The organism is uncultured Thiohalocapsa sp. (assembly GCF_913062725.1).
Lineage (GTDB): Bacteria > Pseudomonadota > Gammaproteobacteria > Chromatiales > Chromatiaceae > Thiohalocapsa.
Genome location: NZ_CAJXWY010000019.1, coordinates 16663 through 40409, shown reverse-complemented (window position 1 = coordinate 40409; position 23747 = coordinate 16663). Strand labels below are relative to the sequence as shown.

General features: G+C 69.2%; 28 protein-coding genes and 1 tRNA gene. 18 read left to right on the top strand and 11 right to left on the bottom strand.

Going from position 1 to position 23747, the window contains the following annotated elements; all coding sequences use genetic code 11:
- Nucleotides 1–6 precede the first annotated feature (6 nt).
- The 10 genes from QZ588_RS07290 to purE all read left to right on the top strand — a co-directional run bounded on the left by QZ588_RS07290 (nt 7) and on the right by purE (nt 5719).
- Nucleotides 7–348, top strand: a complete 342-nt coding sequence (locus QZ588_RS07290; RefSeq protein ID WP_295541315.1) for a carboxysome peptide B — start codon at nt 7–9, stop codon at nt 346–348.
- 29 nt (nt 349–377) lie between these two features.
- The gene (locus tag QZ588_RS07285; RefSeq protein ID WP_295541313.1) at nt 378–701 is read left to right on the top strand and encodes a BMC domain-containing protein; all 324 of its coding nucleotides are present in this window, start codon (nt 378–380) and stop codon (nt 699–701) included.
- Nucleotides 702–788: 87 nt separating this feature from the next.
- Nucleotides 789–1091, top strand: coding sequence for a BMC domain-containing protein (locus tag QZ588_RS07280; protein WP_295541309.1), 303 nt, complete (start codon nt 789–791; stop codon nt 1089–1091).
- Between the two features lie 142 nt (nt 1092–1233).
- Entirely contained in the window at nt 1234–1539 is a 306-nt protein-coding gene (locus QZ588_RS07275) for a BMC domain-containing protein (protein WP_295541307.1), read from the top strand.
- An 84-nt stretch (nt 1540–1623) separates the two neighbouring features.
- The gene (locus QZ588_RS07270) at nt 1624–2100 is read left to right on the top strand and encodes a ferritin-like domain-containing protein (RefSeq protein ID WP_295541305.1); all 477 of its coding nucleotides are present in this window, start codon (nt 1624–1626) and stop codon (nt 2098–2100) included.
- A complete protein-coding gene (locus QZ588_RS07265; RefSeq protein ID WP_295541303.1) occupies nt 2081–2392 on the top strand; it encodes a 4a-hydroxytetrahydrobiopterin dehydratase in 312 nt (103 codons plus the stop codon). The genes QZ588_RS07270 and QZ588_RS07265 overlap by 20 nt, the downstream gene beginning before the upstream one ends.
- Nucleotides 2393–2426: 34 nt before the next feature.
- Nucleotides 2427–2609, top strand: a complete 183-nt coding sequence (locus QZ588_RS07260) for a hypothetical protein (protein WP_295541301.1) — start codon at nt 2427–2429, stop codon at nt 2607–2609.
- 346 nt (nt 2610–2955) lie between these two features.
- Nucleotides 2956–3987 (top strand): LysR family transcriptional regulator, encoded by a 1032-nt coding sequence (locus QZ588_RS07255; RefSeq protein ID WP_295541299.1) that lies wholly within the window; start codon nt 2956–2958, stop codon nt 3985–3987.
- Nucleotides 3984–5150: a 5-(carboxyamino)imidazole ribonucleotide synthase gene (gene purK / locus QZ588_RS07250; RefSeq protein WP_295541297.1), complete on the top strand. Its 1167-nt coding sequence runs from the start codon at nt 3984–3986 to the stop codon at nt 5148–5150. Before QZ588_RS07255 ends, purK begins: the two co-directional genes overlap by 4 nt.
- Nucleotides 5147–5719: a 5-(carboxyamino)imidazole ribonucleotide mutase gene (purE, locus tag QZ588_RS07245; RefSeq protein ID WP_295541295.1), complete on the top strand. Its 573-nt coding sequence runs from the start codon at nt 5147–5149 to the stop codon at nt 5717–5719. Before purK ends, purE begins: the two co-directional genes overlap by 4 nt.
- Nucleotides 5720–5840: 121 nt before the next feature.
- Here purE and QZ588_RS07240 read toward each other — a convergent pair whose 3' ends face one another.
- From QZ588_RS07240 to trmB, 4 genes are all read right to left on the bottom strand, one after another.
- Nucleotides 5841–7943, bottom strand: coding sequence for an NAD(+) synthase (locus QZ588_RS07240; RefSeq protein WP_295541293.1), 2103 nt, complete (start codon nt 7941–7943; stop codon nt 5841–5843).
- 101 nt (nt 7944–8044) lie between these two features.
- Complete coding sequence (fetB, locus tag QZ588_RS07235) at nt 8045–8848, bottom strand: iron export ABC transporter permease subunit FetB (RefSeq protein WP_295541291.1); 804 nt, start codon at nt 8846–8848, stop codon at nt 8045–8047.
- On the bottom strand, nt 8845–9489 hold the full coding sequence (locus tag QZ588_RS07230) for an ATP-binding cassette domain-containing protein (RefSeq protein ID WP_295541289.1): 645 nt from the start codon (nt 9487–9489) through the stop codon (nt 8845–8847). The genes fetB and QZ588_RS07230 overlap by 4 nt, the downstream gene beginning before the upstream one ends.
- Nucleotides 9490–9591: 102 nt before the next feature.
- Nucleotides 9592–10311: a tRNA (guanosine(46)-N7)-methyltransferase TrmB gene (trmB, locus tag QZ588_RS07225; RefSeq protein ID WP_295541287.1), complete on the bottom strand. Its 720-nt coding sequence runs from the start codon at nt 10309–10311 to the stop codon at nt 9592–9594.
- 278 nt (nt 10312–10589) lie between these two features.
- Here trmB and QZ588_RS07220 point away from each other — a divergent pair, with 278 nt between their 5' ends.
- Complete coding sequence (locus tag QZ588_RS07220; protein WP_295541286.1) at nt 10590–11177, top strand: class I SAM-dependent methyltransferase; 588 nt, start codon at nt 10590–10592, stop codon at nt 11175–11177.
- 32 nt (nt 11178–11209) lie between these two features.
- On the opposite strand, the gene QZ588_RS07215 is transcribed toward QZ588_RS07220, so the two are convergent.
- The 5 genes from QZ588_RS07215 to thiS form a co-directional block, all read right to left on the bottom strand.
- Nucleotides 11210–11905, bottom strand: coding sequence for a hypothetical protein (locus QZ588_RS07215; RefSeq protein WP_295541284.1), 696 nt, complete (start codon nt 11903–11905; stop codon nt 11210–11212).
- A 51-nt stretch (nt 11906–11956) separates the two neighbouring features.
- The gene (locus QZ588_RS07210; RefSeq protein ID WP_295541283.1) at nt 11957–13345 is read right to left on the bottom strand and encodes a glutamate decarboxylase; all 1389 of its coding nucleotides are present in this window, start codon (nt 13343–13345) and stop codon (nt 11957–11959) included.
- 69 nt (nt 13346–13414) lie between these two features.
- The gene (locus tag QZ588_RS07205) at nt 13415–13858 is read right to left on the bottom strand and encodes a DUF333 domain-containing protein (protein WP_295541281.1); all 444 of its coding nucleotides are present in this window, start codon (nt 13856–13858) and stop codon (nt 13415–13417) included.
- Nucleotides 13859–14103: 245 nt separating this feature from the next.
- Nucleotides 14104–14916, bottom strand: coding sequence for a thiazole synthase (locus QZ588_RS07200; protein ID WP_295541279.1), 813 nt, complete (start codon nt 14914–14916; stop codon nt 14104–14106).
- A 175-nt stretch (nt 14917–15091) separates the two neighbouring features.
- Complete coding sequence (thiS, locus tag QZ588_RS07195) at nt 15092–15292, bottom strand: sulfur carrier protein ThiS (protein ID WP_295541278.1); 201 nt, start codon at nt 15290–15292, stop codon at nt 15092–15094.
- A 136-nt stretch (nt 15293–15428) separates the two neighbouring features.
- Between thiS and QZ588_RS07190 the strand changes: the two genes are divergently transcribed.
- From QZ588_RS07190 to QZ588_RS07165, 6 genes are all read left to right on the top strand, one after another.
- On the top strand, nt 15429–17261 hold the full coding sequence (locus tag QZ588_RS07190; protein ID WP_295541277.1) for a long-chain fatty acid--CoA ligase: 1833 nt from the start codon (nt 15429–15431) through the stop codon (nt 17259–17261).
- A gap of 139 nt (nt 17262–17400) precedes the next feature.
- Nucleotides 17401–17474 (top strand) — tRNA-Gly (locus QZ588_RS07185).
- Entirely contained in the window at nt 17447–17800 is a 354-nt protein-coding gene (locus QZ588_RS07180; protein ID WP_295541276.1) for a DUF2007 domain-containing protein, read from the top strand. The genes QZ588_RS07185 and QZ588_RS07180 overlap by 28 nt, the downstream gene beginning before the upstream one ends.
- Nucleotides 17801–17933: 133 nt before the next feature.
- Nucleotides 17934–20063 carry an AsmA-like C-terminal region-containing protein gene (locus QZ588_RS07175; protein WP_295541275.1) on the top strand — a complete coding sequence of 710 codons (2130 nt, stop codon included), beginning with the start codon at nt 17934–17936 and terminating at the stop codon, nt 20061–20063.
- 21 nt (nt 20064–20084) lie between these two features.
- On the top strand, nt 20085–21266 hold the full coding sequence (gene mutY, locus QZ588_RS07170; protein WP_295541273.1) for an A/G-specific adenine glycosylase: 1182 nt from the start codon (nt 20085–20087) through the stop codon (nt 21264–21266).
- On the top strand, nt 21263–21535 hold the full coding sequence (locus tag QZ588_RS07165) for an oxidative damage protection protein (protein WP_295541271.1): 273 nt from the start codon (nt 21263–21265) through the stop codon (nt 21533–21535). The genes mutY and QZ588_RS07165 overlap by 4 nt, the downstream gene beginning before the upstream one ends.
- Nucleotides 21536–21648: 113 nt before the next feature.
- On the opposite strand, the gene lspA is transcribed toward QZ588_RS07165, so the two are convergent.
- The gene (gene lspA / locus QZ588_RS07160) at nt 21649–22149 is read right to left on the bottom strand and encodes a signal peptidase II (RefSeq protein ID WP_295541270.1); all 501 of its coding nucleotides are present in this window, start codon (nt 22147–22149) and stop codon (nt 21649–21651) included.
- Between the two features lie 197 nt (nt 22150–22346).
- Here lspA and QZ588_RS07155 point away from each other — a divergent pair, with 197 nt between their 5' ends.
- Nucleotides 22347–22721: a hypothetical protein gene (locus tag QZ588_RS07155; RefSeq protein ID WP_295541269.1), complete on the top strand. Its 375-nt coding sequence runs from the start codon at nt 22347–22349 to the stop codon at nt 22719–22721.
- Nucleotides 22722–22823: 102 nt separating this feature from the next.
- Here QZ588_RS07155 and cobM read toward each other — a convergent pair whose 3' ends face one another.
- Entirely contained in the window at nt 22824–23594 is a 771-nt protein-coding gene (cobM, locus tag QZ588_RS07150) for a precorrin-4 C(11)-methyltransferase (RefSeq protein ID WP_295541267.1), read from the bottom strand.
- Nucleotides 23595–23747: the final 153 nt, after the last annotated feature.

The window sequence follows — 23747 nt, the reverse complement described above, 5'->3', positions numbered from 1 at the left end:
CGCGCAATGGAGATCAACCAGGTGGTGGGCACCCTGTATTGCACTCATCGCGTGGCGGGGCTCGATCACTGTGCCCTGCGCGTGCTCAAGGACCGCAAGGGCAAGCTGCAGGTGGCCACCGATCCCGTGGGCACGCGACCGGGCAACTGGGTATTCACCACCACCGGCTCGGCAGCGCGCTTTGCCATGGGCAATCCCGATGTGCTGACCGACCTGACCATCGGCGGCATTATCGACGACTGGGCCCCGGAGACGATCGCCGAACCGCAGGTGACCGCGCCCAGCAACAACGAGGATGCGGCCGGCACGCCGGCACAGCACAACAGTAACCCGGCGCGGGCGGCCTGAGGTCCAAGCGCCTTTTGAGGACTCAAGACATGGCCGAGCGGCCGTTCGGTATTGCACTGGGCATGATCGAGACCCGGGGTCTGGTGCCAGCCATCGAGGCTGCTGACGCCATGACCAAGGCGGCGGAGGTTGCCCTCGTGGGTCGGGAGTGGGTCGGCGGCGGCTATGTGACCGTCCTCGTGCGCGGCGAAACGGGAGCCGTGAACGCCGCGGTGCGCGCGGGGGCGGATGCCTGCGAGCGCGTCGGCGACGGCCTGGTGGCGGCGCACATCATCGCCCGGCCGCACTCGGAGCTGGAGCCGCTCCTGGCGGGCGCCGGCGACTCTTTCGCGCCCGGCAGGCCAGGGCGTTAGCGTTACTACAACAGAATCCTTCCGGTGGCAGCGTCTACCGGAATCCCGCTAGGCAGGTTCAACGAGCTGAGACAGACGGAGACAACAATGGCGAGCGAGACCATGGGCATTGCCCTCGGCATGATCGAAACCCGCGGCCTGGTGCCGGCCATCGAGGCGGCGGACGCAATGACCAAAGCGGCCGAAGTGCGCATGATCGGTCGGGAGTTCGTCGGCGGCGGCTATGTGACGGTGCTGGTGCGCGGCGAAACGGGCGCGGTGAATGCCGCGGTGCGCGCAGGTGCCGACGCCTGCGAGCGCGTCGGCGACGGCCTGGTGGCCGCGCACATCATCGCCCGCCCGCACCGCGAGGTGGAGCCGGTATTGCCCAAGGGCAGCAGCGGCGAGTGAGGTTGAGCGCTCGGTGCGGCCGTCCCGTCTTGCCTGGCCCGAAGGCCATAGTACGGAGTCGGTGCCCGCGGTCCACTTAGGCTTCAGAACATGCGAACCGGGCTGGTGACGCCCGGCGCACAAACCCAACGGAGATACAACAATGGCAAACGAGACCATGGGCATCGCCCTCGGCATGATCGAAACCCGCGGATTGGTGCCGGCCATCGAGGCGGCGGACGCCATGACCAAGGCGGCGGAAGTGCGCCTCATCGGCCGTGAGTTCGTCGGCGGCGGCTACGTGACCGTGCTGGTGCGCGGCGAAACGGGCGCGGTCAACGCCGCGGTGCGCGCCGGCGCCGACGCCTGTGAGCGTGTCGGCGACGGCCTGGTGGCCGCGCACATCATCGCCCGCCCGCACCGCGAGGTGGAGCCGGTGCTGCCCAAGGGCGAGAACACGCCTGACTGAAGCGCCCAGGAGCGAGTGACGGGGAACGAGTAACGAGGGCGCTCCGACGCAGCCACTCGTTCCTCCAAGCTCGAGACTTCCAATATGCGCAGCGCCAGCATTCATCCCCGAATCCTCGGTTACCTCGGCCGGGCCTTGAGTCTGGAGTACTCTGCCGTGCAGCAGTACATGACCCAGGCCGGGCTCGCCGATGCCTGGGGGCTCAAGGATGCGGCCGACCGCTTCCGCCGCGAGGTGGTCGAAGAGCTACAGCACGCCGAGCGGCTGGTAAAGCGCATGCTGGGCCTGGGCGTCGCGCCCAATGCCTCGCAACTGCGCCCGGCGGGCGTGGCCCGTAACCTGGTGGACCTGCTGCTGCAGGATCAGGCCCTGGAAGCCGAAATCGTGGCCCTCTATGACGAGGCCACCGCATTCTGCCGGCGCATCGGCGATGTGGAGAACGCCGTCTTCTTCGAGGGTCTGCTGCGCGAGGAGCAGCACCACGCCGGTGAAATCGATGCGTGGCTGGAGTCCCTCGGCCTCGCCCCCGACGGAGGCCGCGATGACCGGGCCTACTTCTGACGGCGACGCCGGCCCGCCGCCGGCGCAAGGGCCGCCGACGCCGCCCCACGGCTGGCGGCGGCGCCAGCGTCCACTGCGCCTGGAGCGACGGCTGGAATTCCCGGACTACGACAGTCTCCGGGACTTCCTGGACCAGGTGGCGGACCTCTCGGAGGAAACCGGCATCTACCCGAACCAGAGCTTCGGGCGCACCTATGTCAACTTCACGCTGTTCGCCGATGAGGACAGCGGTGAGATCAGCGCCGCGGCGGAAGCCTTCGCCGAGCGCGTGGATGGTTTTGCCAAAGGCTGACCAATAAGGCTGATCGACAAGAGGATCCAGTCCCATGAGCGAAGAAAAGGCCACCCCGTCCGGCGGGTCCGCCGCCAGCAGCGCCAGCGCCCGCAAGAGCGGCCTGAGCGGCCGTCGGCGCAGCACCCCAAAGCCCGGCGCCACCACCCGTGGCCCGGCACTCGCCCCCGAGCGCGACGACAGCTACCAGCGCTTCCCCCGTATTTGGCCGGACTGAGGATGCCGGAGCGGGGCTAGCGGCTTGGGACCCAGTTGCCCGCCCCCCAAGGCAGCCCTCTCCCAGGCAGCCGTCCCGGGTGGCGTCCACCCGGGGCGGCGCGAGCGGCTCTGTCACCTTCATGCGCCATCCACGCGCTGGCAGATGAGCATCCGTGTCAATGCGGCCGCTTAAGGCTGGAATGCGACCGGATGACGCGCTATGCTGCAGCGTTTAACGCCAAAAGCGAGTTCCAGCGGATGCGCTGATCGGCTCGGTATGCTCACCGTGTCTTTCTAGGCCGGCACTGGCGCTTGCGCTGCACGGCAGCCCGGCGTCGTCGCTCGGTGCACACCGCAGCGCCGCCATGTCTCATGCCAACGACGGCCGTAACGCCTTCCCGGGCGGGGCCGATTACCTAATCCGCCATGCGACCCTACGCCAGCTCCAGCTGCTGGAGGCGATCGTGCGCCTGGGCAGCTTCACCCGCGCCGCCGAGGAGCTGTTCCTGACGCAGCCGACGGTGTCCATGCAGATCAAGAAGCTCTCGGAGACCCTGGGCACGCCGCTGTTCCGCCATGTGGGTCGTACGGTGGAGCCCACCGATGCCGGCCGCGAGGTCTATGCCGCCTGCCGCGAGATCCTCAGCACGCTGACCGACCTTGAGGTGAAGCTTTCCGACCTGAAGGGCCTGAAGCGCGGACGCCTGCGGCTCGGCGTGGTGACCACGGCCAAATACGTGGCGCCGGAAATCCTGGGCGCGTTTTGCAAAAAATACCCAGGCATCGAGGTCTCCCTGGGTGTCACCAACCGCGAGCACATCCTCGAGCGCCTGATGGGCCACGACGACGATCTCTATGTGGCCGGGCAGCCGCGGGAGGTGAACGAGCAGATCGAGTGCATCCCGTTTGCGCCGAATCCGTTGGTGGTGGTGGCCCGTATCGACCATCCGCTGGCCATCGAGCGCAACATCCCCATCGAGGCCCTGGCCGGCGAGAGCCTGATCCTGCGCGAGCCCGGCTCCGGCATCCGCGATGCCGTGGTGAAATGCTTCGAGCAGGCCGGGCTGGTGCCGCGGGTGCGCATGCAGCTCGGTAGCAACGAGGCCATCAAGCACGCCATCGTCGGCGGACTTGGTCTTTCGGTGTTGTCCCTGCATTCGCTGCGCCTGGAGAGCGCCGGCGCCGGGCTGGCGCTGTTGGATGTCCAGGGCTTTCCCATCATGCGCCGCTGGCATCTGCTGCATTGGCGCGGGCGGGAGCTATCGCTGGTGGCGCGCACCTTTCTGGATTTCGCCATCGCCTACGAGCCCGAGATCGTCGAGCGGCTCGGCCATGCGCGCGATGCCTTCGAGCAGACCCGCGAGCGGCTGCGCCGGCAGCGGACGGCGAGCGCATGAGCGCCAGCGACGATCGCTATCCTTACCCCGTCGCCCAGATCGGTATCATCGGCGGCGGCCAGCTCGGGCGTATGCTGGTGGCCGCCGCCAAGCGCATCGGCTGCACCTGCACCGTGCTCGATCCCTATCCCAACAGCCCGGCGGGGCAGCTCTCCGGCGAGCAGATCGTCGGCGCCTACCACGACCCGGCGGCGCTCGAGCAACTGGTGGCCGCCTGTGACGTGACCACCTTCGACATCGAGGACATCGACACCGACACCCTCGCTGAGCTCGCCGCCGCCGGCCATCGCATCTTCCCCTGCCCCGGCCTGCTCGCCGACATCCAGGACAAGCTGCGCCAGAAACAGGTGCTGGCGGAGGCGGGCATCCCGAGCGTGGCTTTCGTGCCGGCGGAGCAGCCGGCGCCGGAGGCCTTCGCCGCTTTCGGCTATCCGCTGGTGCAGAAGGCGCGCCGCGGCGGCTACGACGGCCGCGGCGTGCAGGTGATGCACGCGCCCGCCGACTTCGATCAGCATCTGCCGGTGCCCTCGCTGGTGGAGCGCTTCGTGCCGGCCCGCCTGGAACTGGCGGTGATGGTGGCCCGCGGGCAGGACGGCGCCACCTGCGCCTATCCGCCGGTGGAGATGCGCATGCGACCCGGCGAGAACATGCTGGATATGCTGTTAGCGCCGGCGCGGGTGGATCACGCCATCGCCAAGGCCGCACAGGACCTTGCGGTGGCCACGGTGGAAGCCTTGGTGGGTGTGGGTATCTTTGGCGTGGAGCTGTTCCTCACCCACGACGGCGACCTGCTGGTGAACGAGGTGGCGCCGCGCACCCACAACTCCGGTCACTACACCATCGAGGCCTGTGTCACCGATCAGTTCGAGCAGCACCTGCGCGCCATCGCCGGCCTGCCGCTGGGCGTCACGGACCTGGTGCGGCCGGCCGCCATGCTGAATCTGCTGGGCGAGCCGGGCTTCACCGGCCGGCCGGTGATCTGCGGACTCCGGGCGGCACTGGCCATTCCCGGGGTGTCGGTGCATCTCTACGGCAAGGCGGAGACCCGCGCCTACCGCAAGATGGGCCATGTGACCGTGCTGGACGCCGAGATCGAGCAGGCGCGGAGCAAGGCCGAGCGGGTCCGCAACCTGATCCGCATCGAAGGAGAAACAATGGCATGAGTCAGGGCATGAGTCAGGGCCCGTCCCCGGAAACGCGCCAGCCGCTGGTGGGCATCATCATGGGCAGCGACTCGGATCTGCCCGTGATGCAGGGCGCCGCCGACGCGCTGAGCGACCTCGGCGTGCCCTTCGAGATGACCATCGTCTCCGCCCACCGCACGCCGAAGCGGCTTTACGACTACGCCGGCGCTGCGGTGGAGCGGGGGCTCAAGGTCATCGTCGCCGGGGCCGGCGGCGCCGCCCACCTGCCTGGCATGGTCGCTGCCATCTCGCCGCTGCCGGTGATCGGCGTACCGGTGAAGAGCCGGGCGCTGTCCGGTGAGGACTCACTCCTGTCCATCGTGCAGATGCCCCCTGGCGTGCCCGTTGCCACGGTGGCCATCGACGGCGCCCGCAACGCCGGCTTGCTGGCCGCGCAGATACTCGCCGTGGCCGACGCCGACCTCCTCGCCCGCGTCGCCGGCTTCAAGCAGGATCTGGAGGCTCAGGTGCTCGCTAAGGTGGCGCGCATGGCCGCCGGCGAAATCACCGCCGAATCCGTGGCCAAGGCGCGCGCCGCGAAAGGTTAGGACGCCTTGCGCCCGCATCTGGAGGGCCGCGCCGGGCGGCCGGCGACCCCTCACCACCCGCAGCAACGCCTTGAAGATTCGCAAACCATAGAACCCGCGCATCTAGCTTTGTGGACGGCCTTCAGTCTGCTCCCGGCTCAGTGTCCGGCACCTGCCGTCGCAAGTCCTCGAGCCACACCTCCGGCTCCGAATCACTCGGCGCCCGCCAATCGCCGCGGGGGCTCAAGGACCCGGCGCCCACCTTGGGCGCGTTGGGCATGCAGGTGCGCTTGAATTGGCTGCCGCCGAAGAAGCGCCGGCAGAACACGGTGAGCCAGTGCTTGATGGTGGCCAGGTCGTATTGGTTACGGCGCTCCATCGGCAGGTTGTCCGGCCACTCGCCCCGGTGCTTGTCGCGCCAGGCGTGCCAGGCGAGGAAGGCGACCTTGCTGGGTCGCAACCCATAGCGGGTGATGTGGAAGGCGTTGAAGTCCTGCAGCTCGTAGGGGCCGATGCTGGCCTCGGTGCGTTGGATGCCGCGCTGGTCCTTGCCCGTTGCCGCACCCGCCGGCACCAGCTCCGGTGATATCTCCGTGTCCAGGATGGCTTGCAGGATGCGGTTGGTGGCGGCGTCGAACCGATCGGTGGCGATGAGCCAGCGGATCAGATCCTGGATCAGGGTCTTGGGCACCGAGGCGTTGACGTTGTAGTGGGACATCTGGTCGCCGACGCCATAGGTGGACCAGCCCAGTGCGATCTCGCTCAGATCGCCGGTGCCGAGCACCAGCCCGCCGTGGTGATTGGCGAGCCGGAACAGGTGACTGGTGCGCTCACCGGCCTGGACGTTCTCGAACGTCACGTCATAGACGGCCTGGCCGTCGGCATAGGGGTGGCCCAGGTCCTTGAGCATCTGCTCGCAGGACGGGCGGATGTCGATCTCCTGTGCGCTGACGCCGAGGGCGCGCATCAGGGCCCAGGCGTTGTCGCGGGTCTCGGTGCTGGTGGCGAAGCCCGGCATGGTGTAGGCCAGGACGTTGCTGCGAGACAGGCCGAGCCGATCCATGGTCTGTGCCGCCACCAGCAGCGCCTGGGTGGAGTCGAGCCCGCCTGACACGCCGATGACGATGCGCTGGATGCCGCTCGCCGCCAGCCGCTTGGCCAGTCCATGCACCTGGATGTTGTAGGCCTCGTAGCACAGGGCATCGCGGTCGGCGGCCGCCGCCGGGATGTACGGGAAACGCCGGAGCGGGCGCCTGAGCCCCAGGTCGCCCGCGGGCAGTGCCAGCTCGAAGCGCACCCGCCGCAGGCCGCGCAGGCGCTCGCGATGGGTGGCGGCGTTGTCATGGAAGCTGGTGGTGCGCAGCCGTTCGGCCTGCAGCACGTCCAGGTCGATGTCCGCCAGCACCAGCTGTGCCCCGGCGGGGAAGCGCTCCGACTCCGCCAGCAGCCGGTCCTGCTCGAACACCACCGCATGGCCGTCCCAGGCCAGATCATTGGTGGACTCGCCGGGGCCGGCGGCGGAGTAGAGGTAGGCGGCGATGCACTTGCCGGCCTGGGCGGCGATGAGGTCGTTGCGATACGCCGCCTTGCCGACGGTGATATTGCTGGCGGACAGATTCAGCAGCACCGTGGCGCCGGCGAGCGCCGCCTCGGTGCTGGGCGGAATGGGCGTCCACAGGTCTTCGCACAGCTCCATGTGCAAGGTGAGGCCGGGCACATTGGCCGCGGTGAGCAGCAGATCGTTGCCGAAGGGCACGTGCTCGCCGAGGAGCTCGATCTGCGCCGATACGGCGGCGCCGGCGGCGGCGAACTGGCGCTTCTCGTAGAACTCCCGGTAGTTCGGCAGATAGCTCTTGGGCGCCACCGCCAGTACCCGGCCCGCATGCACCGCCACGGCGCAGTTGAACAGCCGCCCGTCGACGGCCAGCGCCACTCCCACCGCCAGCAGTGGACGCAGCGTACGGCTGGCCGTGACCACCTCGGCGAGGGCGTCCAGCCCGGCCGCCAGCAGCGCCTGTTGGTGGAACAGATCGTCGTTGCTGTAGGCGGTGAGCCCCAGCTCGGGAAACAGCGCCAGCACGGCACCGGCCTCGTGCGCCTGCCGGGCCAGGGCGATGGTGGCGCGCGCATTGAAGTTGGGCTCGGCGACACGGACCTCCGGCACGCACACCGCGGCGCGCATCAGACCGTGGCGGTAGAGGTTGCGAAAGTCCGAGCCCGGCTCGTGCGATGACGCTTGAGGCATGGCAGCTCCGGGCTGTGCGGCAGCCTTGGCAATGCGGTGGAGGCGGGGATTATGCCGGTGTGTGGGCGTGGGGCGAAATCCGCAGCGTCCGCCGGCGCTCTTCAGCGGCGCCCCGGCGCGAGCCGATCCAGCCGCAGCCGCGCGCGCTCGTCGAACAGCCGCCGGGAGCCGATCCACACCGCCGCCAGGCTGCCGAGCCCGGTGCCGGCGGCGATCAGGAACATGATCAGCAGCTGGTACTTGGCCGCCTCCATGGGCGGGCTGCCAGCGAGGATCTGGCCGGTCATCATGCCGGGCAGGCTGACGATGCCGGCGGTGGCCATGGCATTGACGATGGGGATCAGGCCGGCGCGCAGGGCGTCGCGGCGGATATCGGCGATGGCCTCGCCCCAGGGGGCACCGAGCAGCAGCCGCGCCTCGATGCGCTCACGGTTGTCGTGGGCCTGCCGGGTGAGGCCGTCGAGGGCGACGGCGATGCCCGTCATGGTGTTGCCGAGGAGCATGCCGAGCAGCGGAATCAGGTACTGCGGCTGATACCAGGGCTCGACGCCGATGATCACCGTCAGCGCCAGCACCGTAATGCTGAAGGACGACAGGAACATGGACAGGGCGCCGATGCCGTAGCCCCAGGGGCCGCGGTAGCGCCGGGTCTGCCGGGCCATGACCTCCCAGCCCGCCACCGACAGCATCATCAGCGCCAGCAGGCCGATGAGCACGGGGCTGGTGGTGTCGAAGAGCACCTTCAGCACCAGTCCCAGCAGCACCAGCTGCACGGTGGCGCGGGCCGCGGCGATGAGCATGCGCCGCTCCACGCCCAGGTGCAGCCGCCAGGACAGTGCCGCCAGCAGCAGCACCAGGGCAGCCGCCAGCACCAAGTCGACGGGGTTCAGGGAGATGAGGCTCATGGGTCCGCCTGCGCCGCATCCGCCGCCGGTTGCTCGGCGCTGATACGTCCGTCGCGGATTACCAGTCGGCGCCCGTTCATGCGCGCGCGCTGTTCCGGGTCGTGGCTGACCCAGAACACCGCCGCCGCGGCATCGGCGCGGTAGTCGGCGATGACAGCTTCGACGCGGGTGCGGTTCTCGGGGTCCAGGTTGGCGGTGGCCTCGTCCAGCAGCAGCACCTCGGGCCGGTTGGCCAGCAGCCGGGCCAGGGCCAGGCGCTGGCGCTCGCCGGTGGAGAGTCGGCGCACGTCCCAGTCCAGCACCTCAGGGCCGAAGCCCAGGCGCGCGAGCAGGGCTGCGAGCGGGGGCTCCGTGTCCGGCGCGGTTGGGAAATGCCCGCCCACCTGCTCTGCCCACCAGCCGGATTCCGCCGGCAGCAGCCCCACGCGTCGTCGCCACAGGTGCGCCGGCACCGACGAGCGCGCGGTGTCGCCGCACCAGGCCTCGCCGCCGTTCGGATCGAGGTCGGCGATGGCGCGCAGCAGCAGGCTCTTGCCGGCGCCGGACGGGCCGGACAGGAACACCAGCTCGCCGGCGTCGATGCTGAGATCCACGGGCGCCAACAGACGCAGTCGCAGGGCTTGCAGACGGAGCGCGGACATGGCTTGGGGGTGAGGTGCTGGATGGGTTAGGTGGGGGGCAGCGGTTGCGCCGGCGCACGCGGGGGCTGGCAACGACGACGCGGCGGTGGCCGGCTGTCCGGCTCAGCGACGCCGGTACACCAGGTCGAAGACCCGATGGCCCAAACGCTCGCCGCGGCGCTCGAACTTCGTCGGCGGTCGGCTCGCGGGACGCTCGGTGAAGCGCCCGGCGCCGGCGGTATTCTCGAACAGCGCCGGCATGGCCTCCAGAACCTGTAGCATGTGCTCGGCATAGGGTGCCCAGTCGGTGGCGGCGTGGAAGACGCCGCCGGGGGCGAGCGCACGGGCCACGTTGCGCATGAACGCCGGCTGTACGATGCGGCGCTTGTGATGGCGCTGCTTCGGCCAGGGGTCCGGAAAGAAGAGCTGCACCGCCGCGAGCGATGCCGCCGGCAGGCCGCCCGCCGGCGGCGGCTGCAGCAGCGCCCCGGCGTCTGCGCGCATCACCCGCAGGTTGGCGATGTCCAGGCGCTCGATCTGCAGCAGCAGGTGGCCGACGCCGGGGCGGTGCACCTCCAGGCCGAGATAGTTGCGCGCCGGGTCCGCCGCGGCCTGCGCCGCCAGGGACTCGCCGTTGCCGAAGCCGATCTCGAGCACCACCGGCTGTGGCACGTTGAACACGGCCACAGGATCGAGCGGGGTGCCAGGCTGCCAAGCCACGCCGAAACGCGGCCAGAGCGCCTCAAAGGCCCGCCGTTGCCCCGCCGTGAGCCTACCCTCGCGCAGTACGAAGCTGCGCACCGGGCGATGGTGCGGCTGGCTCGGGTCGTCACGATGGATCACTGTTGGCACGGCGAAGGGTGAGGAGCTGGCTTATCGGGCGGCGATCGGGACACGCCGGCGCGGGCTGCTGGACGTCTTGTCGCGACCGTCTCCGGGGTTCTAGTGGCTGCGGGGTCGGGCGGTGGCCTGCGGCCGTTGGCGGATGCCCTGGACACGTGCCCGTGGCGCGCATCACAGCAGTCCCGCCGTCGACACCCGCGTCAGCGGCGGCCCAACCCGGTATGATCGCGCGCCATTGTACCGCCACCCGCCAGCCGAGGCCTGCGAGCCGTTCCGCCATGCCCCGCATCAGCGTCCACGACTTCTACGACCACGTCCTGAGCCACTATGGCGACACCGCCGAGGGGCTGCACTACCAATCCGCCAATTCCCAGCAGACCCGCTTTCGCGTGCTGCGGGAACTGCTGCCGCAGACCCTCGGCGGGCTCAGCCTGGTGGACCTGGGCTGCGGCTTCGGCGATTTTCTGATCTATCTGCGCGCCCAGGGCGATGAGCCGGGGGGCTACCTCGGCGTCGACCTGCACGAGCGCATGGTCGCGGTGGCCCGTGAGCGCACCGGCGCCGAGATCGTCCAGGCCGACGTGCTGACGGACCCGCTGCCGGCGGCCGATTGGTACGTCTGCAGCGGTGCCCTGAACAATCTGACCCTGGAGGAGACCCGCGTGGCCGTCGGCCGTTGCTACGCCGCCGCCGGCGGCGGCTTCGTCTTCAATCTACTGCACGGTAAGGACAACTCCCAGACCTTCAATTACCGCCAGCCCGCAGAGGTCGAGGCCTGGGCCGCGGCACTGGGCGCCGAGGTGACGATCGTCGACGGCTACCTGCACCGGGACTTCTCGGCGGCGTTGGTCAAGCCGGGCGCCTGAGTCGAGGACGGCAGCGGTCGCCCGCCGGCGCCTCAGGGTGCCGCCACCGGCTGTCTCGAGGGGACCGGCAACAACAGCACCGCGCCGATCAAAAAGCACAGGGCCCCAATGAACGTCCAATAGTTGTCCCACCAAGGCCCCAGGGACGCCGCCGCGCCGGGGCGGTACCAACCGAACACCGCCGAAATCTGGAAGGCGATGGCGCCCGCCAGATTCACCATTGCGATCCACCAGGGGCGGGAGCGCCAGTGCCAGCACCAGGCGTGTCGGCAGACATCCATCACGGCCAGCTGGCTCGCGACCAAAAAGCAGAGGCTGCCGATGATGTCCGGGCTCCAGACGGCCAGGTCGGCACGTAAGCCCAGCAGACCGGGCCCCAGTGCATCGATGGTCATCAGATTGAACATCAGGGTTCCGGCCAACTGGACGGCGCTGGCCCACCACCCCAGACTGCCTGCCCGAATCCCAAACCAACGCCAACGGCGGGCGGTGGCCGCAGAATCGGGCTCGCCGGTCTGCGCATTGACCGCCTGCAGATATTGTCCCCAGGCCGCGAGCGTGAAAAACACGGCACCGATCGCAAAGAGTCCATTCAGGACCTTGGGTCCGAGCACTGCCCAACCGGCTGCGACCGACGCCGAAGCGCCGCCGATCATGAAACAACTGGCGCCGACGCAGAAGGAGGCGCCGATCCAAGCATCGGTGGCGCGGATCTGGATGCCCTTCATCGGAAATTGGTGTGTGATGCGTCCCGAGGGAGCGGCCTACGGGCGCCCGGCTCAGTGGTGGAAGTGCCCACCCTCGCGGGTCGGCTGGTGCCCGGGCTTGGATGCGAAGTGATCCAGCGTACGGCGCAGATCGTCGAGCAGCAGATCGGCCATATCGTGACTGAAGCCCTCGCGCACCACGACCCGCTGCACCACCTGGTCCTGACGATTCGCGGGCATGGGATAGGCTGGCACCAGCCAGCCGCGATGGCGCAGGAATTCGGCGGTGTCGTAGAGACTGAAATTGCTCTCCTCGGCCAGGCGCCAGCAAAACACCGGGATGTCTGAGCCGTCGGAGATCAGCTCGAAGGGGCCGAGCTCGGCGATCTGACCCGAGAGGTAGCGCGCGACGTCCCGGCTGGCCGCCTGGACCCGGGTGTAGCCTTCGCGGCCCAGGCGGAGAAAGTTGTAGTACTGGGCCACAACCTGGTTGCCGGGGCGCGAGAAGTTGAGCGCGAAGTTCGGCAGGTCACCGCCGAGGTAGGCGCAGTGGAACACCAGTTCTTCGGGGAGCTCCGCCTTGTCGCGCCAGATGATCCAGCCGACGCCGGGATAGACCAGGCCAAACTTGTGGCCTGAGGTGTTGATGGATTTCACGCGTGGGAGCCGGAAATCCCACGCCAGATCCTGATGCAGGAAGGGCGCGATGAAGGCACCGCTGGCGCCATCGACGTGGATGGGGATGTCCAGACCCTGGGTCCGTTGGAGCTCGTCGAGCGCCGCCGCCACCGCGGCCACCGGCTCGTAGCTGCCGTCGTAGGTGGAGCCCATGATCGCCACCACGCCGATGGTGTTCTCGTCGCACAGTTCGGCCGCGAGCTTGGGGTCGATGATGAAGCGATCGCCCTCGCAGGGCACGAAGCGCGGCTCGACCTCCCAGTAGCGGCAGAACTTCTCCCAGCAGACCTGCACATTCGCGCCCATTACCAGATTCGGCTTGTCCGCCGGCTGACCGGCGGCCTGACGGCGCTTGCGCCACTGCCACTTCAGCGCCATACCACCGAGCATGGCCGCTTCGCTGGAGCCGGTGGTCGAGCAGCCCGTGGACGCCTCCTCCGCCGGCGCGTTCCATAAATGCGCCAGAATGTTCACACAGCGCATTTCGAGCTCCGCCGTCTGCGGATACTCGTCCTTGTCGATCATGTTCTTGTCGAAGGATTCGGCCATCAGCTGGCGCGCCTCGGGCTCCATCCAGGTGGTGACGAAGGTCGCGAGATTGAGCCTGGAGTTGCCATCGAGCATCAGCTCATCGTGGATCAGCTGGTAGGCACTGCGTGGCGCCATTTCGTGCTCGGGCAGGGTGTAGCGCGGCACAGGCTCGGCCATCTCGCGCGCGGCGAACGTGGGGGTCAGGTTGCTGGCGCTGCTTTCGAGTTGGTCAAGCCGAACCTTGGTAAACATGTCGCGTGCGTCCTCAGGCAGCAAGGGTGGAGCGTGACCGGCTTGGGCAGTGAGCGCGTAGCCGGCCGTTCAGTGGGCGGGTTGGCGGTTGGCGCAGGCGCCGGCAGCGTCGTCTTCGAGTGAGCAGACGCTACCGTCGGGCCGTTGGCAGGTGCCGGCCTGCATATTGACCTCGCCACCTGTGATGGCGCAGTAGATTTGCATGTCCGAATCGTAACCCGTGATCTTGATGCCGCCGGCCGGGCACTCGCCACGGAATAACGCCCATTCCTCGCACTGGCGATTGTCGGCGAACACACAGACGCCGTAGCGGCCACCATCGGGGAGCGTTTTCATCTCAAGCTCACCGCCTTGCTCGGTGCAGTTGCGCGAGGCCGGGTTGGCCAGTGCCAGGCGGGCACCAGGCGGATCCGCCGACGGCACAGGGGGCGAGGCAGCGCTGGTGCCCACGGTCACCACGGACAACCAGAGGGCGAACAGCCCGATCCCAACGAGTGCATGACGACGGTTCATGACGTTAGTCGTACTTTCATCCGCGCTGTGGTGACAGCCTTGGGGGCATGATGGTCGGCCCCTACGATCTCAGGGGCACGAGTCATCTCAGGCTATCGACAGGTGGGTGAGCGCGTCAAGGCACAACCCGGGCGGGCACCTCGGCGTTGGGTTGATCGCGTCAGGCCCGATACCGATCGCAGCGCGACATGATCAATGGCTTGCGAGTGGCAAGCAGCGACGCGCGTCGCGCGCGCCCCAGCTGATCAAAAGAAGACCCCCTCGATGGGCGACGACGCCGACGCGAAGCGCTTGGCGGGCATACGTCCTGCCAGGTAGGCCTCGCGGCCCGCCTCGATGGCCTTACGCATGGCGCTGGCCATGAGCACCGGGTCTTTGGCGGCGGCGATGGCGGTGTTCATCAGCACGCCGTCGCAGCCGAGCTCCATGGCCACGGCCGCATCGCTCGCGGTGCCAACGCCCGCGTCCACCAGGATGGGGACCGAGGCCTGCTCGACGATGGTGAGAATGTTGAGGGGGTTGCGGATGCCCAGGCCGGAGCCGATGGGGGCCGCCAGCGGCATGACGGCGCAGCAGCCGATGTCTTCGAGCTGTTTGGCGATGATGGGGTCGTCGTTGGTGTAGACCATCACATCGAAGCCGTCGGCCACCAGTACTTTGGCCGCTTCGATGGTCTGGAGCACGTCCGGGAACAGGGTCTTCTGGTCCCCCAGCACCTCCAGCTTCACCAGGTTATGGCCGTCGAGCAGCTCGCGGGCGAGGCGGCAGGTGCGCACCGCGCTGTCCACGTCATAGCAGCCGGCGGTGTTGGGCAGGATGGTGTAGCGCTCAGGCGGCAATGCATCCAGGATGTTCGGCTCGTTGGCGTTTTGGCCGATGTTGCTGCGGCGCACGGCGACGGTGACGATTTCTGCGCCGCTGGCGTCGATGGCGCGGGCGGTCTCATCCAGGTCTTTGTACTTGCCGGTGCCCACCAGCAGACGCGAGGTGAAGCGGCGCCCTGCGACGGTGAAGCCGTCGGTGGCTTGGCCGGCATTGATGGCTTGGTCTTGCGGCATTGGCATCTCTCGTTGCGTGTCTTGGGGGCGGGCGGTTGCGTCCGTGAGGCGTTGGCGCGGCTTGTTGGCGCGGGCGGCGACGGGTGTCGTCGCCCGCGGTGATGCCTGGCAAGCGCGCGCAGCCGCTGTTGGCGCCGGGGCGGCCGGCATCGTGTTAACGGATATCTACCGCAGCTCAGCCGCCGCCTACGGCGTGGATGATCTCCACCCGGTCGCCGTCGCGCAGCCGATGCGCCTCGAAACGACTGCGCGGCACCAATTCTTGGTTCACTTCCACGGCGATGCGCCGGCCCGTCAGCCCGAGGCGGGCGATGAGCGCGGCCATGTCCAGGTCGTCCGCGATCTCGGTGGCTTCGCCGTTGATGGTGATCTGCATGGGCGGTCGGCGGTGTTGCTGCTGGAGTCTAGGTGTTTAGCCTGAAATTTTACAATAGACTTCCGGGTCTGCAGCAGCATGAAAGCGTAATGGCCGCGGGTGTCCCTGGCGCCCGCCCGATGACGAGGACGCACAGTTGGCCACTTGGTCTGAGGATCTGATTTCCGTCGAGCAGGCACGCACGCTCGATGGGCTCTTTCAGCGGCGCGCTCGCCGCTCGCCGGAGCGCGTCGCCTACCGTTGGCACGATCGCCAGTCCGGTGCCTGGCGGGCAATGACCTGGCGCGAGGCCGCGGCGGCGGTGGCGCGGTGGCGCGCGGCCATGACCGCCGAAGGTCTGCAGCCCGGCGACCGGGTGGCCATCCTGCTGCGCAACTGTCCGGACTGGGTCATCATCGACCAGGCGGCGCTATCGCTCGGACTGGTGACCGTACCGTTATACACCGACGACCGTGCCGACAACGCCGCCTATATTCTGCAAGACGCGGCGGTGAAGTTGCTCTGTATCCAGGATGCGAAGCGCTGGCACCGGCTCGCGGTGGCCATCGGCGACGATCCCTGGCCGCAGCGGGTGGTGATCGTCGACGGCCGTGGCGACGCGCACCAGCGCGCCGTCGAAGATCCCCGTGCGGTGGCCGCCGCCGACTGGCTGCCGGCGGAGGCTGGGCCAAGCCCGCCGGCGGACCGGCGCGACGCTGACCCGAACGCGCTCGCCACCATCGTCTACACCTCCGGCACCACCGGTCGGCCCAAGGGGGTGATGCTCAGTCATCACAACATCCTGAGCAACGCCCACGGCGCCATTACCATGGTGGATGTGTATCAGGAGGACGTGTTCCTGTCGTTCCTGCCCCTGTCGCACACCCTGGAGCGCACCGCCAGCCTGTTCCTGCCCATGATGACGGGCTCTGCGGTGGCCTACGCGCGCTCGGTGGCCCAGCTCGGCGAGGATTTACAGGCGATCCGCCCGACGGTGATCATCGCGGTGCCGCGGGTGTTCGAGCGTGTCTACCAGCGTATCCAGAGCCAGCTGCAGACGCGCTCCAAGCTGGCGCAGCGCCTGTTCCGGTTGGCCGTGGACGTCGGCTGGCTGCGCTTCGAGGTCAGCCAGGGCCGACGCGGCTGGCACCCGCTGCTGTTGCTCTGGCCGCTGTTGCGGCGCAAGGTGGCCGCCCCCGTCATGGCGCGGCTCGGCGGGCGCATGCGGGCGGCGGTGAGCGGCGGCGCGGCGCTGCCGTTCGCGGTGGGGCGGATCTTCATTGGCCTTGGGCTGCCGTTGCTACAGGGCTATGGGCTCACCGAGACCAGCCCGGTGATCTCCGTGAATCCGCTCAAGGACAACCGTCCGCGCAGCGTCGGCCGGCTGCTGCGGGGCGTTCGGGCGCGCATCGGTCCCGACGACGAGCTGCAGGTGCTGGGTCCCTGCAACATGCTGGGCTACTGGAACAATCACGCGGCCACCGCCCGCATCATCGAGCCGGACGGCTGGCTGCGCACCGGGGACCAGGCGCGCATCGACGACGGTTATGTCTACATCACCGGCCGCATCAAAGACATTCTGGTGCTCTCCAACGGCGAGAAAGTGCCGCCGGGGGACATGGAGATGGCCCTGAGCATGGACCCGCTGTTCGAGCAGGTGATGGTCATCGGCGAAGGGCATTCGTACCTGAGTGCGCTCGCGGTGCTGAACGCCGATCTCTGGCCCACCCTCGCCCGGGAGCTCGGTCTCGCCCCGCAAGCCCCGGCCAGCCTCGACGACCCGGCGCTGCACAAGGCCATGCTCGGGCGCATGCGCGAGGCCCTGGCGGGCTTTCCGGGCTACGCCAAGATTCGCCGCGTGGGCCTGACCCTCGAGCCCTGGACCATCGACAACGGCCTGCAGACGCCGACGATGAAGATCAAGCGCAGCCAGGTGCTCGCGCGCTACCAGGATACCGTCGCGCGCATGTACGACGGCGAGCGGGTCTGACGCCCTCGCGGGTAACCGACGTACGCTGACGATGTGCCCGCCGCCCACGGCGGCAACGGCGGCGGGGCCCGAGCCGTCGCGCTGTGCCGATCCAGCCCTTGCCGTTTGCGTGAGCGCGTGCTTACAATCAGGCGTCGACGCGGGTGTAGTTCAATGGTAGAACCTCAGCTTCCCAAGCTGATGACGTGGGTTCGATTCCCATCACCCGCTCCAGCTCCCCCATCCTCATGCAGCGACTCTACCAGGCCGGCAACCGCTTCGAGGCCCAGCTGCTCAGTGACTTACTCGAGCGCCATCGGGTCGACAACGCCATTTTCGGCGACTATCTCACCGGCGCCATCGGTGAATTGCCGGCGGATCTCTGCCCCAGCGTGTGGATCATGCGCGACGATGATCTGGGGCGCGCCCGCGCGCTGCTTGACGAGTTCTTGGCAGACCAGCACCGTGGGCCGACCCGCTCCTGGGTCTGTCGCGGCTGCGGCGAGCTGGTGGACGGCAGCTTCGATATCTGTTGGCGTTGCGGCGGCGAAGGGCCGTGACACTGCGGTACGCACCGATTTAGCCCATTGACCATGAGCGCCTGGTATTTGACCGTTGGCTGGCGGTGAGCGGGGGGCTGACGCCCCGTCGGCGAACACCCAAAAGCCCGCTGTGGCAGGCCTGATCAAAGCAATGATCGCGAAGGACAAGCTGCTGCGGGCGGTGGCGCTGACTGTGCTGGTCATGGTGGTGCTGACGGCGGCGTTGTTGTCCGCGGCACCCATGCTGGTGGACCGTGCGGCACTGCGTGAGCGCCTTGCAGCCGAGGCCACCGCGGCGCTGAGTCTGCCGGTGCAGATCGACGCCATCACCGGGCTGACACTATTGCCCCGACCGCAAATCGTGCTGGGGTCCGTGCGCATCCTGGCGACGGCTGCCACGACCACCCCGACGCACGCCCCAACGCTCGCCAGCGCCGAGACCGTGCGCCTGGATCTTACCTTGCCGGCGCTGCTCACCGGCCATGCCGAGCCGGCGCTGCTGCGGGCCGAGGGCATCGCGCTGCGGCCGCTGAGCCGGGCGCGACGCGCGGCGTCGCCCTGGCTCGCCGCCCTCGAGCTGCCGGGCGTGAGCGGTGCCGAGCTGACCCTGAGCTATCCGGCGGGCGCCAAGCGCCTGCGCTGGCCGCTGTGGACCCAGGCCGGCGGAGCGCCGTCTTCGGCTGGCACCGGTCCCATCGCCGTGTCGGCGCGGCTGCCGCTGGACGCCGCCGATGGGCGTATCGCCGGGACTTTTCGTTTCACCGCACGCGTCGATACCACCGCACTGCCGGTGCTGACGTTGGCCCCGCTGCGGCTTTCGGCGGCGGATCTGCGGCTGGGCGGCCTCCGCGACCTGGCGCCGGTGCTCGCCGCCGAGCGTGCGCAGCGCAATGCCGATGGTGTCTGGCACATCAGCGAGTTCTGGCTGTCGGAAGCCGAGCCCCCAGCCGATCCCCCAGCTGATCTAGACCTGCGCGGTGATTGGGTCATCGGGCCCGCCGGCGGTCTGGTCCGCGGCAGTCTGCGGCTCGCGCCGTTGGATCTGCGCCGTTGGCTTGCCCGCCACCTGGAGCAGCCCGTACCCGGCGCCCCGGGGGGGCTGCGTTGTTTCGCCTTCGCCGGCGGCTTCGAGCGCGTCGGCGACCGGCTCGACGTCGCGCCGCTGGCCTTGCGGTTGGACGCAACCCGTGCCCGCGCCGCGGGCAGCGTCGGGCTGGGGCCCGCACCCACGGCTGCGGTTGTGCTGCGCCTGGATCGGCTCGACCTCGACCGGTACTTGACCGCATCGGGCGCCGCCGATGCCGGCGCCCCGGGCGCCGCCGCCGACGATTGTATGCCCGTCAGCGAGGCGGCGCTGCCCGGACCGGCAGACCCGAGTCCAGTGCAACCGGCTCCGGCGCAGCCGGACCTGCCGGCATTGCCGACGGGGCCGCACGCGCCGGACCTCGTGCTGGCGCTCGGCGCAGAGTCGCTGCGGGTGGGCGCACTCGCCTATCATGACCTCGGCATCCGCGCCGTTAAGCGCGACCGCCGCACCGGCATGGATATCACCGCCGGCGCCTTCTACGGCGGCACCCTCGAGGCCCGGATCGAGCGCACGCTGCGACCCGCCGCGCCGCCCTGGCAGACACTGCAAGCCGAGGTGACGGGCGCCGACCTCGGCGCCTTGTTGACAGACCTGCAGGGCGTGCCGCAGGCGACGGGACGGGTGCATCTGGTCGCGGCACTCGCCGCCGCGGGCAGCGATGCCGCGGCGCTGCGCCGCGGGCTCTCCGGCAGCCTGCGATTGCGGGTGCAGGATGGCCGGTTGACGGCGCTGGACCAGGCGGCGGCGAGCTTCGGCCCGCTGCTGTCTGTCATCGGTCTCGAGGTCACGCCCGACAGCCTCGCCTTCTCGCGGCTCAGCCTCAGCGCCGATGGCGAGGACGGCGTCTTCCGCAGCCGTGACATCGACGCCCGGGCGCGGCTCTTCGCACTGGCCGGCGACGGCGCGCTGGACCTGTCCGCGCAGCGCCTGGACGCCGATCTCGTCGCCACCCTTGTGCAGCCGCCGGACGGCCCGGATGTGCGCGATCTCGCCGGAATCGAGGTGCCGGTGCAGCTGTCGGGTGCCATCGACGCACCCGACGTCGCCGTCGAACTCGGCCCCGCCGTGGCCGAGGCGGCCCGCCGCGCCGCCCGCCGCGAGCTTGGCGGTGACGACAATGTCCTGAAACAACTGGAGGACGCCACGGGGGTCCAAGGCCTGGAGCAGGGGCTGCGCAACCTGTTCGGACTCTGAGCCTACGCCCCAAGGCGAGTCATGCAAACGCACGTCACACGGACCGATCTGCTCGCCGAGCTGCCCCCGCAGCCCTGGCCGCCGGGCGCCTTCGCTGCGGCGCTGCTGGCCTGGTTCGACGCGCATGGCCGCAAAGATCTGCCCTGGCAGCGCCCGGCGACGCCGTATCGGGTCTGGGTGTCGGAGATCATGCTGCAGCAGACCCAGGTCGCCGTGGTCATCCCCTACTTCGAGCGTTTCATGGCGCGCTTTCCCGACCTGGCGGCGCTGGCGGCCGCGGACCAGGATGCCGTGCTGCACTTGTGGTCCGGGCTGGGCTACTACGCCCGCGCCCGCAACCTGCACAAGGCCGCGCGCATGATGATGACGGCACATGGGGGGGAGCTGCCGCGGGGAATGGCGGCGCTGACGGCGCTGCCCGGCATCGGCCGCTCCACCGCCGGGGCCATCCGCTCCCTGGCCCACGGCGAGCGCGAGCCCATTTTGGACGGTAACTGCAAACGGGTGCTGGCACGCTGCTTCGCGGTGCCCGGCTGGCCGGGCAAGAGTGCTGTCCTGAATACGCTCTGGCGGCTCGCCGACGAGCTGACACCCGAGGTGCCGTCGGTCGGCGCCTACAATCAGGCGATGATGGATCTCGGTGCGACGCTGTGCACCCGCGCGGCGCCCGCCTGCGGGCGCTGTCCTCTGGCGGTGCGGTGCGTGGCGCTGCACCGGGGTGCCCAGCGCGACTACCCGGCGCCCAAGCCCAGGCGCGCGCATCCGGTGCGTCGCACCTGTCTGCTGTTGGTGGTGGACCCGCAGGGACGGCTGTTGCTGGAGCGCCGGGCGCCCACGGGCGTCTGGGGCGGCCTCTGGGTGCCGCCGGCCCTGGCCGGGGCCGAACTGCACCAGCCCGTCGCCGATGCCGCCGTGGATTGGTGCCGACGGCGCCTGGGTGCTGCACCACAACGGCTTGAAATGCTGGCTGCGCGCAGGCATTCCTTCACCCACTTTCATTTGGACATCGACGCGGCGCTGCTGCGCCTGCCTGCGACTTCGGATCGGGTTGGCGATGCGCCCGGCAGCCGCTGGGTGGACCCCATGCAGCCGGGCGATCTCGGCCTGCCCGCGCCGATTCGTCGGCTCCTCGACGACGCCGTCACCTCACTACGACGCATCGATGCCCCCATCGCCCGCCACGACAACGGAGAAGCCCTATGACACGAATGGTTCATTGCGTGAAGCTCGGCCGTGAAGCCGAAGGCCTGCCGCGCCAGCCCTATCCCGGCGCACTTGGCAAGCGGGTGTTCGAGCACGTCTCTCAGCAGGCCTGGGGCGACTGGCTCAAGCATCAAACCATGCTCATCAACGAGAATCGCCTGAGCCCCATGGACCCCAAGGCCCGCAAATTCCTGGAAGAGCAGATGGAAAAGTTCTTCTTCGGCGAGGGTGCCATGATGCCGGAAGGCTACGTGCCGCCCAAGCAGTAAGCCGCGGCGCCGGCATCGCGCCGGCCCGCCCCGCCAACCTGTCCCACCAGTTCCGCCGCATCAGTCCGCACGGCGTGAGCGCGGGAGCCGTTCGGCTGGGCACAGCCTGCGCTTCAGCGCTCGGCCCCGGCGTCGAGCCCGCGCTCCCCGCGCAGGCTTTCGATGATCAGCATCGCCACACCGACGGAGATGGCGCTGTCTGCCACATTGAACGACGGCCAGGGGTTGAACAGGGCCAGTGGAATGAAGGGCAGATAGACCTGGATGAAGTCCACCACATGACCCAGCAGCACGCGGTCGATGAGGTTGCCGACGGCGCCGCCGATGATGAGCGCGAGCCCCGCCGCGAGCCAGCCCTCTCCCGGCTTGAGCCGTAGCAGCCAGATCACCAGCACCAGTGTCACCGCCAGCGCAAAGGCCGTGAACAGCCAGCGCTGCCAGCCCCCCGCATCCGACAGCAGGCTGAAGGCGGCGCCGGTGTTGAACATCAGCGTCAGGTTCAGGTTTGGCACCAGCTCGACCACTTCATAGGGGGCCAGCGCCGCGAGCACCAGCCATTTGCTGACCTGGTCCAGAGCCAGCACGCCGACGGATAGCCAAAGCCAGTGCTTCACGATGCTGAGTGGGGATTTGGCAGGCACATGGGCCGGGCATTGTGGCGGGCCCGGTCGGATTTGGCCAGTCTGGGGGGGCCGAAGCACACAAGGGTGTGAGCCGATCCGCTGCTTCCCGGCGCTTTGGCTTTGCATCCGGGGCGCGGCGCGTTAGCCTGCGGCCCACCAACGATCACAGACCAGCGCGAGGCTCCATCATGACCCTGTCAGCCCGGGCACGGATATACGCCACGCTGTCGATGACCTTGGCCCTGCTGGCGGGCTGCGGTACGGCGGAGTACCGTGCCGAGCGCGGCATTTGCGAAGCCCAATGGCTGGACAAGCTGCCGCCGGTCTATGAGGACCGACTGGTGAACAAGACGCGGTACGAAGAGCGCCCGACCGGGGAGACGGTCTGCGAGACCGTCAATGGCAAGACCAAGTGCACCGCCGAGACGATGCAGGTTTCCGTCCCCTACGTCGCCGTGGAGACCGTCGATATCAACGCGCGCGAGCGCAACGCCCGGATCACCCAATGTGCCCAGCGGCGCTGCCTCGAAGCGTACGGCAACACCAAATGCGAGACGCCATAGCGGCGTGACAACTGGCATGGCGCACCGCTGCACGCTGCGGGGCAGGCGCGCGGCGACCCCGCCCGCGCCGGTCCGGCGCTCAGGTGTCGGCCCCAGCCCCGGTCACTTGCCCCGAAACCGCCGCTCGAACCCGGCGTCGTAGAGCTTGGAGGTCGCCGCGCCGGCCCGCCGCCGCGCACCCAGTGCCGGGCTCACCAGAATCATCGCCTGGCGCACGATGCCGGCGGCCTGGCAGCGTGCGGCGATGTCGCTGAGGCTGCCGCGCAGCACCTGCTCTTCGCCCGGCCAGGTGGCCTTGTGCACCACCACCACCGGGGCGTCCGCGGTCCATCCGGCACCCTGCAAGGTCTCGGCGACGGCGGCGATGCGCTCGATGGACAGAAACACGCAGAGCGTGCAGCCGTGTCGGGCGAGCGCCGCGAAGGACTCGCCCGGCGGCATGGGCGTGCGCCCGGCGAAGCGGGTGAAGATGACGGTTTGGGTCACCTCCGGCAGCGTCAGGCACTCGCCGGCGGCGGCGGCGGCGGCCATGGCCGATGAGACGCCGGGCACGATGCCGATGTCCACCCCCGCCGCATCCAGGGGGCGGGCCAGCTCCGCGAGCACGCCGTAGAGGGTGGGGTCGCCGGTTTGCAGCCGCACGACGGTGGCATGCCGCTCGGCGCGCGTCAGCAGCCAGTCCGTCACCTGCGCCAGATCCATGGCTTTGGAGTCCGCGATCTCGCAGCCCTGCGGCGCCCACTGCAGCGCCGTCTCCGCCACCAACGAGCCGGTGTAGAGGATGGCATCGGCCTGTGCCAGCACCTGGCTGCCGCGGACCGTGATCAGGTCCGGCGCCCCGGGGCCCGCGCCGACGAACCAGACCTTACCCATGGTGGCGTATCGCCGGTGTGGCCCCCAGTGTGGCCCCCGGTGCGGTCACCAGTCGAGCCCATAGCGGGACCGGGCCCGCAAGCACCGGGCGATGGCGGCTCGCAGGGCCGCGACGGGCGCCGCAAGGCGTAGGGATGAATGGCTGCAAGGGGC